The 16522-nt window shown below is 34.4% G+C and carries 12 protein-coding genes; 7 read left to right on the forward strand and 5 right to left on the reverse strand.

The annotated features are described in order from the left end of the window. Positions 1 to 329 precede the first annotated feature (329 nt). The 5 genes from ACFSJT_RS18395 to ACFSJT_RS18415 all read left to right on the forward strand — a co-directional run bounded on the left by ACFSJT_RS18395 (position 330) and on the right by ACFSJT_RS18415 (position 7983). Positions 330 to 2501, forward strand: a complete 2172-nt coding sequence (locus ACFSJT_RS18395) for a S9 family peptidase (RefSeq protein ID WP_378321803.1) — start codon at positions 330 to 332, stop codon at positions 2499 to 2501. 17 nt (positions 2502 to 2518) lie between these two features. After that, positions 2519 to 4090, forward strand: coding sequence for a peptide MFS transporter (locus ACFSJT_RS18400; RefSeq protein ID WP_378321804.1), 1572 nt, complete (start codon positions 2519 to 2521; stop codon positions 4088 to 4090). A gap of 10 nt (positions 4091 to 4100) precedes the next feature. Continuing rightward, positions 4101 to 5849: a peptide MFS transporter gene (locus ACFSJT_RS18405; protein ID WP_378321805.1), complete on the forward strand. Its 1749-nt coding sequence runs from the start codon at positions 4101 to 4103 to the stop codon at positions 5847 to 5849. 94 nt (positions 5850 to 5943) lie between these two features. Next, positions 5944 to 6483 (forward strand): thioredoxin family protein, encoded by a 540-nt coding sequence (locus ACFSJT_RS18410; RefSeq protein WP_378321806.1) that lies wholly within the window; start codon positions 5944 to 5946, stop codon positions 6481 to 6483. 210 nt (positions 6484 to 6693) lie between these two features. Further along, a complete protein-coding gene (locus ACFSJT_RS18415) occupies positions 6694 to 7983 on the forward strand; it encodes a serine hydrolase domain-containing protein (protein WP_378321807.1) in 1290 nt (429 codons plus the stop codon). Between the two features lie 12 nt (positions 7984 to 7995). Here ACFSJT_RS18415 and ACFSJT_RS18420 read toward each other — a convergent pair whose 3' ends face one another. The 5 genes from ACFSJT_RS18420 to surE all read right to left on the reverse strand — a co-directional run bounded on the left by ACFSJT_RS18420 (position 7996) and on the right by surE (position 12962). Next, positions 7996 to 10047 (reverse strand): ComEC/Rec2 family competence protein, encoded by a 2052-nt coding sequence (locus tag ACFSJT_RS18420; protein WP_378321808.1) that lies wholly within the window; start codon positions 10045 to 10047, stop codon positions 7996 to 7998. Between the two features lie 163 nt (positions 10048 to 10210). Then, positions 10211 to 10738 carry a C40 family peptidase gene (locus ACFSJT_RS18425; RefSeq protein WP_378321809.1) on the reverse strand — a complete coding sequence of 176 codons (528 nt, stop codon included), beginning with the start codon at positions 10736 to 10738 and terminating at the stop codon, positions 10211 to 10213. Between the two features lie 13 nt (positions 10739 to 10751). Then, positions 10752 to 11861: a lipid-A-disaccharide synthase gene (gene lpxB, locus ACFSJT_RS18430; RefSeq protein ID WP_378321810.1), complete on the reverse strand. Its 1110-nt coding sequence runs from the start codon at positions 11859 to 11861 to the stop codon at positions 10752 to 10754. A gap of 29 nt (positions 11862 to 11890) precedes the next feature. Beyond that, positions 11891 to 12187, reverse strand: coding sequence for a hypothetical protein (locus tag ACFSJT_RS18435; protein ID WP_378321811.1), 297 nt, complete (start codon positions 12185 to 12187; stop codon positions 11891 to 11893). Beyond that, positions 12180 to 12962 (reverse strand): 5'/3'-nucleotidase SurE, encoded by a 783-nt coding sequence (gene surE / locus ACFSJT_RS18440; protein WP_378321812.1) that lies wholly within the window; start codon positions 12960 to 12962, stop codon positions 12180 to 12182. The genes ACFSJT_RS18435 and surE overlap by 8 nt, the downstream gene beginning before the upstream one ends. Before the next feature lie 263 nt (positions 12963 to 13225). On the opposite strand from surE, the gene ACFSJT_RS18445 reads away from it, so the two are divergent. Further along, positions 13226 to 15361: a carboxy terminal-processing peptidase gene (locus ACFSJT_RS18445; protein WP_378321813.1), complete on the forward strand. Its 2136-nt coding sequence runs from the start codon at positions 13226 to 13228 to the stop codon at positions 15359 to 15361. A 6-nt stretch (positions 15362 to 15367) separates the two neighbouring features. Further along, positions 15368 to 16480, forward strand: a complete 1113-nt coding sequence (locus tag ACFSJT_RS18450) for an ABC transporter permease (protein WP_378321814.1) — start codon at positions 15368 to 15370, stop codon at positions 16478 to 16480. Positions 16481 to 16522 lie beyond the last annotated feature (42 nt).

Raw genomic sequence — 16522 nt, forward strand, 5'->3', positions numbered from 1 at the left:
TTTATTATTATTGCCTTCAAAGATACTATTCTGTTTTGTGAAATACCTAATTGAAATGTTTTTGCTTTAATTTAAAACCTTAAACACTATTTTTTCTTGGGGATAAGTTTTATGGTTTATTTAACGATATGTTAAAAAAAATCAGGTTAGGAGCTATAATTTTATTGTATTTAACAGCATTTGTTGTATTTTTCACGGATTTTTTAGTATTCTTGGCGTTAACAATTTTTAAAAATATGATATGAAATAAGCCGTAAATATCAAGTTGATATTAACTAAAAGAGTTATTGGCGATTTCATATAACTATTAAAGCGATAAATACATACGGATGAAAATTACAAGATTATTTTTTGGAATTATATTGTTTCTTGGAATTACAGCGATTGCACAAGACAAAGCTTTTACACTTGAAGAGATTTTCAAGGGCACATTTAAGACCGAAGGATTTAAATCGTTACACTCCTTGAAAAATGGGAAGCAATATTCTGTTTTAGAAAAGGATAAAATTTCTGGAGCCACTCATATAGAAGTATATGATTATACTACGGGAGAAAAAGTAAAAACTTTGGTCAGCTCATCTTCAATAGAGGGGTTGGATGCCTTTCAGGGATACAGCTTTAGTAAAGATGAAACTAGAATTATACTTTCCAGTGAGATAGAACCTATATTTCGTCGTTCCAAAAAAGGAATTTACCATATTTATGATGTGCCCTCGAATGGAGTTTTCAGAATAAGTGATCAAAAAATTCAAGAACCTGTATTATCTCCCGATGGAAACAAAGTGGCTTACATCCTGAACAACAATATATATATGCTCAATTTTGTAACAGGACAGGAGGTACAATTAACAGATGACGGTAAGAAAAACGAAATAATTAATGGGATTACCGATTGGGTGTATGAAGAGGAATTTGCTTTTGTGAGAGCCTTTGAGTGGAGTGCCGATAGCAAAAAAATAGCTTTTATAAGATTTGACGAAAGAGAAGTTCCAGAATTCTCTATGGATGTTTATGGAACAGGATTGTATCAAAAACAAGAGGTGTTTAAATATCCCAAAGCGGGAGAAAAAAACGCAAAAGTCTCTTTGTTTATTGCTAATATTGAAGCTATGGCGCTAGATGAAGTAAAGCTGGCGAATTACAAAGATTTTTATATTCCAAGAATAAAATGGACCACAAATCCAGATGTTTTGAGTGTTCAAGTACTAAACAGACGCCAAAATAATCTGGATTTACTATTTGTAGATGCCAAAACTAAAACGCCAAAAGTGGTACTTAATGAAAAAGATGAGGCATACATAGATGTGACCGATAATTTAACTTTTTTAGAGGACAACAGCTTTATCTGGACTAGTGAAAAGGATGGGTTTAACCATATTTATCACTATGCTGAAACAGGAGAACTGATCAATCAGGTTACCAAAGGTAATTGGGAGGTAACCCAATATTATGGATACAATCCCAAGAATAAAAAAATATTCTATCAAAGTGTGGAAAACGGAAATATCAATAGGGATATATATGCTATTACTTTAGATGGAAAAGACAAGAAGAGATTAAGTTCTAAAGAAGGAAACAACGATGCCGAATTTAGTGCAGATTTTAGTGTGTATATTAACTATTTTTCGAATGCTACAACTCCTTATGAGTATACTTTGAATGATGGATCTACAGGAAAAGTGATAAGAGAACTCAAAAATAACAGCGCCCTTGTAGAAAAGTTAAAACTTTTTGATATGAGACCTAAAGAGTTTTCTACGATCCAAGTAAATGGAGAAATTTTGAATATGTACATGATCAAGCCTAAAGATTTTGATACAAAAAAGAAATATCCATTATTGATGTTTCAATACTCGGGACCAGGGTCACAGATGGTAAAAAACACCTGGAATAATCGAAGAGATTATTGGCATATGATGCTTGCACAACAAGGATATATTGTAGCATGTGTTGACGGAAAAGGTACAGGATTAAAAGGGGCCAAGTTTAAAAAAGCAACACAAAATGATTTAGGGAATCTAGAAGTGCAAGATCAAATTGCAGCAGCCAAACAACTAGGTGCTTTAGAATATATAGATGCCTCTAGAATTGGTATTTGGGGATGGAGCTATGGGGGCTTTATGTCTAGTAACTGCTTGTTTAAAGGTGCCGATACCTTTACAATGGCTATTGCAGTTGCCCCTGTAACAAGTTGGAGATTTTATGATACCATTTATACAGAACGATATTTGATGACTCCTCAAGAGAATGCCAAAGGATATGATGATAATTCACCGATCAACTATGTTAATGGTTTAGAAGGTAAGTATTTACTAATTCATGGTAGTGCAGATGATAATGTACATGTGCAAAACACTATGCGATTGATCGAGGCTTTGGTACAGGCTAATAAAGAATTTGATTGGGCAATTTATCCAGACAAAAATCATGGTATCTATGGTGGAAATACTCAATTACATCTCTACAACAAAATGACGAACTTCATTAAAAATAACTTATAAATAATTAAACTAACATAATGGCAAATACAGTTAAAGCAGCTCATCAAAAAGAGCTTTTTGGACATCCGGTAGGGTTATACATATTATTTTTTACAGAAATGTGGGAACGATTTTCCTACTATGGAATGCGAGGAATTTTGGTTCTTTATTTAACTGCCAAAACTGTAGGAGATAATCCAGGATTAGGATGGTTGGATGCAGAAGCTCTATCTCTTTATGGGTGGTACACTATGTTAGTTTATGTGGCGTCTATTCCTGGAGGAATTATTGCTGATAAAATCTTAGGACAAAAGCGCTCTGTAATGATCGGAGGCCTACTGTTAGTTGCAGGTCATGGTATTCTTTCTATTGAAGAAATGTGGGCTTTTTACACTGGTTTAGCGCTAATTATTGCCGGGGTAGGAATGTTAAAGCCAAATATCTCAACTTTAGTAGGAGGTTTATATAAGCAGGGGGACGAAAGAAGAGATAAAGGTTTTTCAATTTTTTATATCGGTATAAATGTTGGAGCTGCTCTTGCCAGTCTTGTAGTCGCAGTAGTTGCAGATGCTTATGGCTGGCATGCAGGGTTTGGGCTAGCTGCAATCGGAATGGTTCTGGGTCAGACTGTTTATATGCTAGGTCAGAAATATATCACACACGTAGGGAATAAGCCAATAAAAACTATTGATAAAGAAGATGATCACGTTTCTATCGGGAAAATTTTCAGAAATCAATTTTCGTCTACTGTGCCATTGGCAGTGACTTTTATTCTAGCAATTGTTTCTTCTCTGGTAGCTTATCTATTTATCGAAAATCAAAAAATAGCGTATATTCTATTTTTTATATTCTTATCTCTGGTAGTAGGAATGATGATTACCATATATCGTGATTTAAAATCTAAGGTTGAAAAAGATAGATATATCGTACTACTACTGTCCTTTATTATTGTCATCGTTTTCTGGGGAGCCTTTGAGCAAGCCGGTGGATTAATGAATCTTTATGCTGAAAATAGAACTAACAGAATGTTTTTAGGATATCAAATACCCGCAGCGGTTTTTCAATTTTTTAATCCTTTCTATATCATCCTGTTTGCTGTTCCTGTTGCTAATTTCTGGCTTTGGTGGAAAAATAGAGGTAAAGAAGCTTCTTCATTATTTAAAATGGCTAATGGTGTGATCATAATGGGATTAGGTTTTGTATTTATGGTGTTTGCTTCAATGCAGTACGAAAAAATAGGCGAATCTGCAATGTACTGGCTCGCTTTAGCATATTTATTTCATACTATTGGAGAATTATGTGCTTCACCTGTAGCACTATCCTTCATTACTAAACTTGCACCAGTTCGCTATGGCGCTTTAATGATGGGAGTATATTTTGCCGCAACTGGTTTGGGTAATAAAGTTGCAGGACTTATTGGAGAATCAGCATCAGAGGCAGGCGAGCTTACCATTTTTTCAGGGATAACAATATTCTGTGTGATTTTTGGAATCTTAGTGATTATGCTCCTAAAACCATTAAAGAGATTGACTCATAAAGCAGAAGACCTAAAGCCGAACACTTACGATGAAGAAACTGAAGGTTTTGAACTAGCAGATACTGCAGAATAACCCTATATTTATGAGTACAGATATAGAAAACTTATTCAAGGATAAGGTATTAGGACATCCTGCAGGTTTGTTCATTATATTCTTTACCGAAATGTGGGAACGATTTTCGTTCTATGGGATGAGAATTCTTTTAGTCATATTTCTTACAGCACCATTATTTGGAGAAAACCCGGGTTGGGCTGATTGGCCAAGAGAGCATGCATTGGCTTTATTTGGCACATATGCGTCACTACTGTATTTAACTCCGATTTTGGGAGGCTATATTGCCGATAAAATTACAGGGTATCGTTGGGCAGTTGTCATTGGTTGTCTGATTATGACCCTGGGCCATGCTTCCATGGCATTTGAGACCGAAACTACATTATATCTTGGGTTGGCTTTTTTGGTGATAGGGACTGGGCTTTTTAAGCCGAATATCACTTCTATTATTTCTGAAATGTATGAAGGAAATGATGCTAAAAAAGACGGAGCATATACCATATTTTATATGGGAGTAAATGCCGGAGCCTTTTTTGGGATTATGCTTTGTGGGTATTTAGGAGAAAACTATAGCTGGGCATTGGGATTCGGATTGGCAGGAATATTCATGTTTTTGGGAATGATTATGTTCTGGCTAGCTAAAGACTTATTTGGTGGCATTGGAGCCAAACCCAATAAAGAAGCAAAAAAAGAAGTAGTCCTAAAAGAAGGGGATAAGTTGAATCCCTTTACAATTGTCGATAAGGTTTTAATTGCAACAACTGCCATTATTGGGTTTGCCTGGTTAATAAATGATCCGATGTCAAAAATTGGAGATGTTAATTTGTTTGATTTTTCATTAGGAAATTATGAAGGACCAACAGTAATGATTGTTTTTGCAGTTATTATGTTTTTGTATTTAATCATTTCAAGAATTTTACGATACAATACAACTGTTCGTGATAGGATGTTTGCTGTAGCAATTTTTGCATTTTTTACTATATTCTTTTGGGCCGCTTTCGAACAAGCCGCAGGATCATTAAATATCTTTGCAAGGGATTATACATCTAGAGATCTATCTGGTTCTTCGGCAATGATATTTAAAATAATAGACACAATTCTAACGGTAGTGCCATTGGGTATTATCACATGGGTTTTATATTTGCTATTTAAGAAAACATTTTCGAAGATTGGTTTTTCTAATGTTGTCTTATCGATTTCGTTTTTAATTATCTGGGGAATTGTTATCTGGAAATTAAATAAAGAATTTAGTAAAGATACTACCGAAGTAGGAGCAACTTGGTTTGGGATTCTAAATTCCTTTTTTATCATCGCGTTGGCACCCCTGTTTTCAAAATGGTGGGAAAGTAAATATAATCCTAGTGCAGCGTTCAAATACGGCTTCGGACTGGCGCTTTTGGGTTTCGGTTTTGGATTGTTAGCATATGGTTCATCAAATATTCCACAAGGGGCTAAAACAGCTTCAGTAAGTATGGTATGGCTAATTTTAGCTTATTTGTTTCATACTTTGGGAGAATTATGTCTATCTCCTGTTGGATTGTCATACCTCAGTAAACTAGTTCCCGGAAGAATGATTGCATTTATGTTCGGAATCTGGTATCTGGCCATTGCTATCGGTCAAAAAGCTGCAGGAACGGTAGGAGGAATGATTGATGAGGTAACTGCAAATTATAATTTATCCACATTTTTCCTGATATTTACCATAATTCCTATTGCCGCAGCAGGATTAATCATGGTATTGAATCCTTTATTGAAGAAACTAATGCACGGAGTGCGATAAATAATAATAAATGACTTCGCTCGTTCCTCAATGACGAGTGAGACTTCTTAAATAAGGAACAGTTTTTGTTCCCAATAAATAAAAAACAATAATTATGAAATACCTACTTTCTGTTTTTATCTTTTTCATGTGTTTTGCTATTCATGCACAAGAGATCAATTGGATGTCTATGAATGAAGCACTGGAAGCTCAAAAAAAAGAGCCCAAGAAGATTTTTATGGATGTATATACTGATTGGTGCGGACCTTGTAAACTTCTGGATAAGAAGACTTTCCATAATAAAGACGTGGTTTCTTACGTAAACAAGCATTACTATGCTGTAAAATTTAACGCAGAAGGTACAGAAGAGATTCGATATAACAATTTCACATATACAAATCCAAACTATAATCCCAATAGGAAAGGAAGAAATAGTCAACATTTTTTTGCCAATGCTTTAAAAGTAACAGGGTATCCTAGTATGGTATTTTTTGATGAGAAAGGGAATCTTATTGCTCCTGTAGTAGGTTTTAAAACTCCACAACAGCTGGAAATTTACTTAAAAATGATTAATAATAATGATTATAAAAAATTAACCACTGCGGATGCCTGGAAGAAATATGAAAAATCTTTTGTGAGTACATTTTCAAATTAATTTTTTACAGCAATTAAATATTTCCGTTAAGTCTCAAATCATATAATCTTAACTATTGACATACAATTAATCGACTTTGTAGGCGTTATCTTATTCGTAAACCCAAAAAATACCCTGATTTAGCTTAAAAAAAAGTTAAAAACGTATTTCAAAGGATTTCTTGTTGCTTTTGTCGATGTTTTTATCTTTTTTTGTGTCAGAAACCTACTTATGAAAAAATTTTTAGCCATAGCTACCCCCTCTATGCTGTTGATTGTTTTGCTGTTTTCTTTTGTATCTGCAAAACAACCTGAAGAGAAAAAACAAACATTATCAGGAAAAGTTAACCGTGTTCAGCTTCCCTTACCACAACCGCCAGAAATTCATTTTACACATTTATATAAAGAGCGATTAGAGGATGCTATTCAGGAGTACTTTAATAATGCAATTGATAAAAATCAAATTGTAGGAGCTTCTGTTTCAATTGTAAAATGTGACTCAATCATTTATTCCGGAGGTTTTGGAAATAAGAATGTTGCTCTTAAAGATACTGTTAATGCGGAAACCATATTTAGAATAGGCTCTGTGTCCAAAGGTTTTGCAGGAATTTTGACAGGTATTCATGTACAAGACGGTCTTATCGACTGGGAAGATAAGATTATTGATCATATACCAAATTTTAAACTGGCCAATAAAAAACAAGCTACCCAAGTAACACTGTCACATGTGTTATCGCATACTTCTGGATTACCTTACCATAGTTTTACTAATCTTGTAGAAGATGGATTGGCGTTAACCACCATCGCAGGTCGTTTTAATGAGGTGCTACCTTTGCAAAAGCCTGGAAGCGTATATAATTATCAAAATGCCATATTTGCGCTTAGCGGGGAAATTATAGAACGAATAACAGGAAAACCATTAAGAGAAGTAATTAAAGATAGAATTTTTAGTCCTTTGCAAATGGAGACTGCTTCGGCAAGTTATGAGGCTTTAGAGCATTCTGACAATGTTGCGATGCCACATCAACGCGTACGTCGTGGTTGGAGGCCAACCAGGATTAATAAGAAATATTACAACGCTATTGCCGCAGGAGGTATCAATGCCAGCGCTATTGATATGGGAAAATGGATGAAATTTTTATTAGGGAATAATCCCGATGTTTTAATGACTAAAACTATGGAAGAAGTCTTCAGTCCGATGGTTCAGGTTGGAGGTAGAAGAAATTACTACCAGAGATGGCCAGGGTATAAAGCTTCTTATTATGGATTAGGGTGGCGAGTTCATGAGTTTGATGATGCCAATACTGGTGAGCTAAACAAAGTCATTCATCATGGAGGCGGAGTGAACAACTACAGAAGTGAGATTGCAATTTATCCCAATGAGGACCTGGGAATTTGTGTACTCTTTAATAGCCCAAACAAAATGGCAAAGGATTGTATTCCTAAAATTCGAAAAATTTTACAGGAAATATTGGATACTCAAGGTGCCGAAGACATCAAGGAGTCTTTAGTTGTATTGTAAATGCCAAAATTTTTATTCCAAAATAAAAGCTCCCTTCTTGTCAGTACGGTGAAAAGGGATTTTTCGTTTCTTGCAACTAGTTTCCCAACGATCTATATAACTCTTGAAATTACTTCCGTCGGCAATAATTTGTTTAGGCTGTAAACTATCGATCATTCTATCCAAATGAATTTTTGGAGAATCAATTAGAAGGACAATGTCGGGTCTTAATTGTTTTTTGAGGTATATAGAGCTACTATCAATCACCAAAATCATTTGATTTTTATAACTATACATGTTCTTTAGAGAGATAACAGAGCTATCTGCCATGGCTTGGTTTTGAATAAGATAATTACCAAACAAAAAGTGCTGCGTTTTGTCAGAAATATACTTTCTACTATAAAGGTGCAATTTTTTACTGTCAAGAACGCCTAGAGTAGTGTTTCGTTGATTTTGAAATATGACCAACTCTTGTTTTTGTAAGGCATGCTGCTTTTCGAAGGTAAGAACAAGGAACATCACAATTATAGGAATTACTGTCCAATACAATTTTCTTTTTTCATACCTCTCAAATAATGTTATCGCCATTATAAGAATGATGTAGAGTGTAATGAGCATTCTCCATGAAAATGGGATATCAGTAATCAAGAATGTTTTTTGATCTGCCACCCAAGCTATGATCGTATTCATAATATCGATACAAGCGCCAAATAAATCGGGAACGGCTTGAGGTAATATTCCTATTAGAGCTAAAATAATTACCGTGATTCCAAACCCAAGTATTATCCCTAAAAAAGGAATGATAATAAGATTAGAAACAAAAAATAAAATCGGGAACTGATGAAAATAAAATAAAGAGAGTGGGAGCAGTCCCAATTGGGCACTAATGGTCACTGTAAAGGTTTCCCACAGCTTTTTAGAGATATAAAATTTCGGATAATACTGTCTTGCGATTATTGGCTGAATCCAAACAATTGCAAAAACTGCCAAATAACTAAGTTGAAAGCCAACTGAAAATAACAGGAGTGGATTGAAACAAAGGAGTATAAACATGGATACAAAAAGCGAATTGTATATGCTAGTTTGAGATCTTAATTGTATTCCGATAGCAAGAAAAGAAAACATTGTCACGGCTCTTAGCACCGATGGTGATAACCCAGCAAGAATAGCAAAGCACCAGAGTAAGAAGATGGTGATTAACAATACAATAGTTTTTCCTTTTCGAAGAAATCTAAGCAATGGCTTTAATATCAAATTAAGAATGAGCAATAAGATTCCCACATGCAGTCCTGAAACTGCCAAAATATGGATAGCCCCTGCATCTCTGTAGTTCTCGAAAACTTCTTGATCTATATCTTGACGTTGACCCAAAATCAGAGCATTGATAATAGATAGCTGTTCAGGAGAAAATGAATATTTAGATAGTTTTAAGTTGATATTCTTTCTTATTTGATCGGCTAAACTAAACAGTGACTTTTGTTCTTCATAATTATTAATAAGTTGGTGAGGGGATACTGTTGTCTTATGATATATGTAAAGATTACTAAGATATTGTGCATAATCAAATTGATTTGGATTTAGTGGATTTGGAATAGACTTCAATTTGGTTAGAACCGTGTAGGTTTCTCCTACCGCCAAAATACTATTTGTGGTATCTTTTGGTACTTGAAGAAGCAAATTACCTTTCGCTTGGTTTTCTTCAATAAATTTAATAGAGACAATATATTTGTTATAATAAGAGGTAGGTTTTAAACGCTCTTTTATATAAAACCTGATCCCAATTTCTTTTTTCTGATCATTTTTCTGGTTAAGGATATGGCTGTAATGCTTCGAATCGTTTTTTGGATTGTGAATTTGCACTAATACGGTACCAAAAAGGATAAAAGCCGCGATTGCTGAAAAGGTAAAAGTATAGGACTCGTTGAATATTTTTTTAGAGTGATGCCATGTAAATAGTAACAAACCGATAGAAATAATAAATATGATTAGAGATGTTTCTAAAGAGAAAGTAGTATAATATCCTAAAATTATACCAGTGATGGTTGATAAGGTAATAATTATAAAAGGGACATTGAGTAATTTCATTCCTAATAGAGTAGAACATTTTTTTAAAGTGTCTATCTATGCAATGATAATAGATATCAGTTTCATTTTATGAAACTGGGGATATGAAGCAGAATAATTATTGTAATAGTGTAATAAAAAAGGGATCTTTATAAAAAGTTTTTCAAGGTATATCAAGTGTGGTTTAGAATACTCTTCTGGCACTTACAAAAGCTTTATTCCAATATTTTTCATTGAGGCTTGATATAATTACTCCTTTAGAAGTAGAGGCATGAATAAATCGTATGGTGCCTTTGGTTTCGACTACTAATCCAACATGGGAAATTACATTTTTCCTTTTATTGGTTTTAAAAAACAACAGATCACCAATACCTACTTTTTTGATAGATACTGGTTTTCCCTGGGTTGCCATAGTTCTCGAAGTACGTGGCAGAATAATATTCTCTTTTTTAAATGAAGTATATACCAAACCAGAACAATCCATTCCTTTTTTTGTAGTTCCACCAAATTTATAACGGGTACCCTTAAAAGATTGGGCATAAGTTACAATACTTTTAATCTTTTTCTTAGCTGGAGGATTATTGGCCACTTTTCTCCTAAAAGCAGGTGTAGGTTTAGCTGAAATAACGGCTTTGTTTTTTGATGAGCTTCCGCAGGAATATGTAATGGCAATGAACAAAGTGATTAGCATGTAGGTTATAAATTTTTTCATTTTGGGGAAGTTTTTATTTTATAGATTCTACAATAAATGCCGCAGTTTTGTCACTTGCACCACGACCACCAAGCTTTTTTTCCAGATCATAATAATCCAAAAACATGACCGCTCTTTTGTAGTCGTCTAGTATAATAGTGAGTTCTTCTTTAAGTTTCTTAGGGTTAAAATCACCTTGAATAAGCTCGGTTACAATAGGTTTATTCATGATCAAATTCACTAAAGAGATATACTCTAGATTAATAATTCGTTTGGCAATTTGATACGAAATATAGCTTCCCTTATAACAAACTACCTGGGGAACTTTGAATAAGGCAGTTTCTAGGGTTGCAGTTCCTGAAGTCACCAATGCTGCATTGCTGAGGCTAAGCAAATCATAAGTTTGGTTCATGACCAAATGAATGCCTTCTTTTTTAATAAAAGGTTTATAGAAGGAAACGTCTTGACTGGGCGCGCCAGCCACTACAAATTGATACTCCGGGAAATCATCTACCACAGTAAGCATCACTTCGAGCATTTTTTTAATTTCTTGTTTTCTGCTTCCCGGTAATATAGCAACAATTGGTCGATCATCAAGATTATTCTTTTCTTGAAAATCCTGAGGCAAAATCTGTTCATGATCTGCAATAGCATCAATCAGTGGATGCCCTACAAATTGAACAGGATATTCATATTTATCATAAAAATCTTTTACAAAAGGTAATACCACATACATATAATCAACGTAAGCCTTTATGGTTTTAATACGGCCTTCTCGAGATGCCCAAAGCTGAGGGCTTATATAATAATGAGTGATAAAACCTTGAAGTTTTGCCCATTTTGCAATAGGAAGATTAAAACCAGAGTTATCAATTAAAATGACGACATCTGGGTGATACTGCTTGATATCTTTTTTGCAATATTTGATAAAACCAAGTATTTTAGGCAGGTTTAGAAGAATTTCTATAAACCCCATAAACGATCGTTCTTTGTAATGTGTCACTAAAGTACCTCCTACGGCTTGCATAAGGTCGCCTCCCCAAAATCTAAATTGAGCTTTGGGGTCTTCTTTTAGAATAGATTTCATAAGATTAGCACCGTGTAGATCACCAGATGCTTCTCCCGCAATGAGGTAGTATTTCATTAAAAAAAATCACTTAACGTTATCAAATATTAACCAAATTTACTAATTGCAATACAAATAGCTGCAATAAGAGTAGCAAGAAGTACGCCACGAGCTCGATATACCTTCTCTTTTTTTAAATACAGAAAGAAAATTACCAAGTTTGGTATCGCTCCTAATACAATAAGGCTACCAAAGGAATCATTACTAATAGACGCCTTAATTGTTTCAAAAAACCCTAGGCTTTGAGGGCTAAGCGCTGAAAATATAAAAACACATAAAATAAACCCTATACTATTGGCCAATAAACCGGTTATAAAACCAATACTAATTTCTTTTTTAATCATGTAATGACCAATTATTTAGTTCTTGTATAAAATGATGGGCAGTTAGATCAAATTGCGTTGGTACTACAGAAACATATCCTTGACTTAGAGCCCATTCGTCTGTATCTTCACCTTTATCTTCATTTATAAATTTACCAGAAAGCCAATAGTATTGCCTTCCCATTGGGTTGGTTCTTTTATCAAATTCTTCCATCCAATGCGCGTTTGCCTGGCGGCATATTTTAATTCCTTTTATATCCCCTTCTGGCAAGCGAGGAATATTTACATTAAGCACAACACCTTTTGGCAATCCATTAATTAGTACATTTTCTACAATAGTCCTAACAAATTTCTTAGAAGGTTCAAAGTTAGCATTCATGCTATAATCAAGTAAAGAAAATCCAATAGCGGGTATTCCTTCTATTCCAGCTTCCACAGCGGCACTCATCGTTCCCGAATAGATTACATTAATAGCAGAGTTAGATCCATGATTAATACCACTTACACATAAGTCTGGTTTTCTATGGATGATCTCTCGAGCTGCCATTTTTACACAATCTGCCGGTGTACCAGAACAACTGTATTCTTTTTGAGGTGCATCTTTGTCAATCACAATAGGATCACAATAAATGGTGTTGTTCACGGTTATGGCGTGACCCATCCCACTTTGAGGGCTATCAGGTGCTACAACGAAAACATCGCCTATCTCATTCATGACACTTATTAATGCTCGTATTCCAGGTGCGGTAATACCATCATCGTTAGTAACAAGAATCAGTGGTTTTTTTTGAGACATAACATTTTTTTTAAAGAGATAAAAATACACTTTTTTTATTCTTAATATTTATCGAAAAAAGAGGAGTGGGGAATATTAGCTCATTTAAGAAAAATTTAGTATTATTACAGGTTATTGGCACGATTTTTAATGTATTTTGCTAAATAAAACCCCTAAATTTTTTTGAGCGTATGAAATAAGCCATAGTTGTAAAGTTGATATCAATCTAACTAATAATTACTGGCGGTTCCATACGAGCGTTAAAAAACAATAATATTGAACGTATGAAAAAGAGTTTTTTGATTTTGATGCTTACCGTAATCGTTTCGGTTGCTTCTTGCAGTTTTACCACCAAGGTTGAGGATGGCCCTGATAAGGATAAATTGCTAATTGATTTGATTAGTTATGTTCTAGGAAAAGGACATTATGATGCGAAGGATATAAATGATGATTTCTCAAAAGAAGTTTTCTCAGATTATGTGGATGCATTAGACCCTCTTAAACGTTACTTTTATCAAATTGATATCGAGGAGTTTAGGAAATTTGAAAAACTTATAGATGATGAAATTAGAAATAAAGAGATTACTTTTTTCAACCTAACTTATACTCGTCTTCAAGAAAGAATGACCGAAGCTCGATCATTGTATAAGGAAATTTTAGACACTCCTTTTAATTTTCAGAAAGACGAAAAGATCAGCACCGATTACGATAAGTTGCCGTATGCCAAAAACAAAAAGGAGATGAAAGATCGTTGGAGAAAGCAACTTAAATTTAATGCACTTTCCAGCTATTATGATAAAGTTGAAGAGCAATTAGATTCTGTTTCAGTCAACAAAGATTATAAAAGAAAAACTTCTGTAATACTTGAAGAAGAAGCTCGTGAAATCACTCGGGGCTCTTTGAAAGAATACTTTGAATTTGCCGATGATCTTGAGCGCAAGGATTGGTTTACAATTTATATAAATTCTATAGTTGAAGAATTTGATCCTCATACCTATTACTTTGCACCCCAAGATAAAGATAGATTTGATATTGCGATGTCTGGAAAATTAGAAGGTATAGGAGCAAGATTGCAGAAGAAAAATGATAATGTAAAAATTATTGAAATCATTTCTGGTGGTCCCGCCTGGAGAGGTAATAAGGTCGAGGTAGGAGATTTGATTATGAAAGTAAAACAAGAGGATGAACAAGAAGCCGTAAGTGTTGTTGGTATGCGTCTTGACGATGCTGTAAGTCTTATTAAGGGTCCTAAAGGAACAAAAGTTTCTCTTACAGTCAAAAAGGTTGATGGTACTACTGAAGTCGTTGAGATTGTTAGAGATGTAGTTGAGTTAGAAGAGACCTATGCAAAATCATCTGTGGTAAAAAAAGATGATAAAGCTTTTGGTATTGTTAATCTGCCCAAGTTTTACTTCAATATGCAAGATTATAATCAACGCAACGCTGCTAAAGATGTAAAACAAGAAATTGTTCGTCTTAAAGAGCAGGATATAGATGGATTAGTGATTGATCTAAGGAATAATGGAGGAGGATCATTACAAACCGTAGTTGATATCGCAGGCCTTTTTATCGAAAAAGGACCAATTGTTCAAGTTAGAACCAAAGGCGAGGCTCCTGAAGTCTTGAGTGACAAAGACAGAAATATTCTTTGGGATGGTCCCTTAGTAATTTTAGTAAATGAATTATCAGCTTCTGCATCTGAAATTTTAGCTGCGGCTATGCAGGATTATAAGAGAGCAATTATTATTGGTAGTAAGCAAACCTACGGTAAAGGTACAGTACAGAATGTTATGGATCTTAATCGGTGGATGAGAAGTAATGATTTTGGAGATTTAGGTGCCTTAAAGCTTACCACTCAGAAGTTCTATAGAGTTAACGGTGGATCTACGCAATTAGAAGGAGTGAAAAGTGATGTGGTAGTACCAGATCGTTATAGTTATATCGATATAGGTGAGAAAGATCAGGAAAATCCATTACCATGGGATAAAATTCCTGCAGCAGATTATTCGGTATGGGATGGTTACATAGATTTTGATCAAACTATAACTAATAGTAAAGCCAGAATGGCTCAAAATGATCAGCTAAAATTGATCGAAGAAAATGCCAAATGGGTAAGACAAAAAAGAGATATTAATGTTTATTCTTTACAATTTGACAAATATAAGGCCAACATAGAGCTAAATCAAAAACAAGCCGAACGTTTTGATGCTATTGAGGATTATAAAACAAATCTTAGTTTTGAATCTTTACCATATGAAAGAGAACTAATGAAGAAGGATTCTATTTTGGAAGAAAAAAGAGAAAGGTGGCACGAAACCTTAAGTAAAGATGTCTATGTAGAAGAGGCAATTAGTGTGCTAGAAGATATGAAAATTAATAATATACGTCGATCTAAAAATCCTCTTACGCTGAAGAATTAATTATTAATGCCCGAAATAAAATCAAACTCTTTAAGTAAACTTGCGCTCCAAAAATTCAAGAAGAATTTTTGGGGCGTTTTGAGTTTTTACTTTATTATTTTTTGTGGGATTATAGCAATTTTTGCCTATGTTTTGGCACCGGATAATTCTCAGAATGCAAATCAGATGCATTTATCTATTCATTCTAAGCCTCCTGGCTTCACAGTAAAAATATTAACAATCCCTTCTCAAAGCTCATACGATCAATCATTTTTAAGTAAGGTTTTTTTTGGAGTAAAAAACACAGATACTGAAATTCCTATAGAACGCTATACCTTAAAAAATAACGTTTTAAAGATTTATCCCTATAGTGAGGGTGAAGTAATAGGTATTTCAAAAGAAATTCCTCTCAAAGTCTTTCCGAAAGGTTTACCTTCAGAAGAGATAATTAGTACCTTCATTAAGGATCAAAAATTTATATTGGGTACCGATAAATACGGGAGAGACTTGCTTAGCAGAATGTTAGTAGGTATACGTATTTCATTTTCTATTGGATTTGTAGCTGTATTAATTTCATTACTATTAGGAATTTCTCTAGGGGCAATAGCTGGATATTTTGGAGGTATGGTAGATTCTACAATTATGTGGTTGATTAATGTAACATGGTCCATACCTACATTGTTATTAGTAATTGCTATCACATTAGCTTTGGGAAAAGGCTTTTGGCAGGTTTTTATTGCTGTAGGCTTAACCATGTGGGTAGAGGTTGCCAGGGTTGTCAGGGGTCAGGTACTAAGTGTTAAGCAAATGCAATACGTTACTGCTGCAAAGGCTTTGGGTTTTACCCATTTCAGAATTGTTACCAAACACATACTACCCAACAGTTTGGCTCCTGTAATTGTAATCTCTGCAGCTAATTTTGCTGCGGCTATTCTCATCGAGAGCGGACTTAGCTTTTTGGGGATAGGAGCACAACCACCAATGGCTAGTTGGGGGGCCATGATCAAAGATCATTATTCTTACATTATTTTAGGTAAAGCTTATCTTGCTGTCATTCCCGGGCTAGGTATTATGAGTCTTGTGATGGCATTTATGTTGATGGGTAATGCATTACGCGATGCGTTGGACGTGAAGGCGTAAGCTCCATTATGGTTAAAAAATAAAAACCATCCAGAAGTTTTT

Source organism: Aquimarina celericrescens (genome assembly GCF_042682765.1).
Taxonomy (GTDB): Bacteria; Bacteroidota; Bacteroidia; order Flavobacteriales; family Flavobacteriaceae; genus Aquimarina; species Aquimarina celericrescens.

What these genes read in the sequence shown, in the direction of transcription:
- ACFSJT_RS18395 (WP_378321803.1), top strand. Translation starts at nt 330, where the DNA reads ATGAAAATTACAAGATTATTTTTTGGAATTATATTGTTTCTTGGAATT.
- ACFSJT_RS18400 (WP_378321804.1), top strand. Translation starts at nt 2,519, where the DNA reads ATGGCAAATACAGTTAAAGCAGCTCATCAAAAAGAGCTTTTTGGACAT.
- ACFSJT_RS18405 (WP_378321805.1), top strand. Translation starts at nt 4,101, where the DNA reads ATGAGTACAGATATAGAAAACTTATTCAAGGATAAGGTATTAGGACAT.
- ACFSJT_RS18410 (WP_378321806.1), top strand. Translation starts at nt 5,944, where the DNA reads ATGAAATACCTACTTTCTGTTTTTATCTTTTTCATGTGTTTTGCTATT.
- ACFSJT_RS18415 (WP_378321807.1), top strand. Translation starts at nt 6,694, where the DNA reads ATGAAAAAATTTTTAGCCATAGCTACCCCCTCTATGCTGTTGATTGTT.
- ACFSJT_RS18420 (WP_378321808.1), bottom strand. Translation starts at nt 10,047, where the DNA reads ATGAAATTACTCAATGTCCCTTTTATAATTATTACCTTATCAACCATC.
- ACFSJT_RS18425 (WP_378321809.1), bottom strand. Translation starts at nt 10,738, where the DNA reads ATGAAAAAATTTATAACCTACATGCTAATCACTTTGTTCATTGCCATT.
- lpxB (WP_378321810.1), bottom strand. Translation starts at nt 11,861, where the DNA reads ATGAAATACTACCTCATTGCGGGAGAAGCATCTGGTGATCTACACGGT.
- ACFSJT_RS18435 (WP_378321811.1), bottom strand. Translation starts at nt 12,187, where the DNA reads ATGATTAAAAAAGAAATTAGTATTGGTTTTATAACCGGTTTATTGGCC.
- surE (WP_378321812.1), bottom strand. Translation starts at nt 12,962, where the DNA reads ATGTCTCAAAAAAAACCACTGATTCTTGTTACTAACGATGATGGTATT.
- ACFSJT_RS18445 (WP_378321813.1), top strand. Translation starts at nt 13,226, where the DNA reads ATGAAAAAGAGTTTTTTGATTTTGATGCTTACCGTAATCGTTTCGGTT.
- ACFSJT_RS18450 (WP_378321814.1), top strand. Translation starts at nt 15,368, where the DNA reads ATGCCCGAAATAAAATCAAACTCTTTAAGTAAACTTGCGCTCCAAAAA.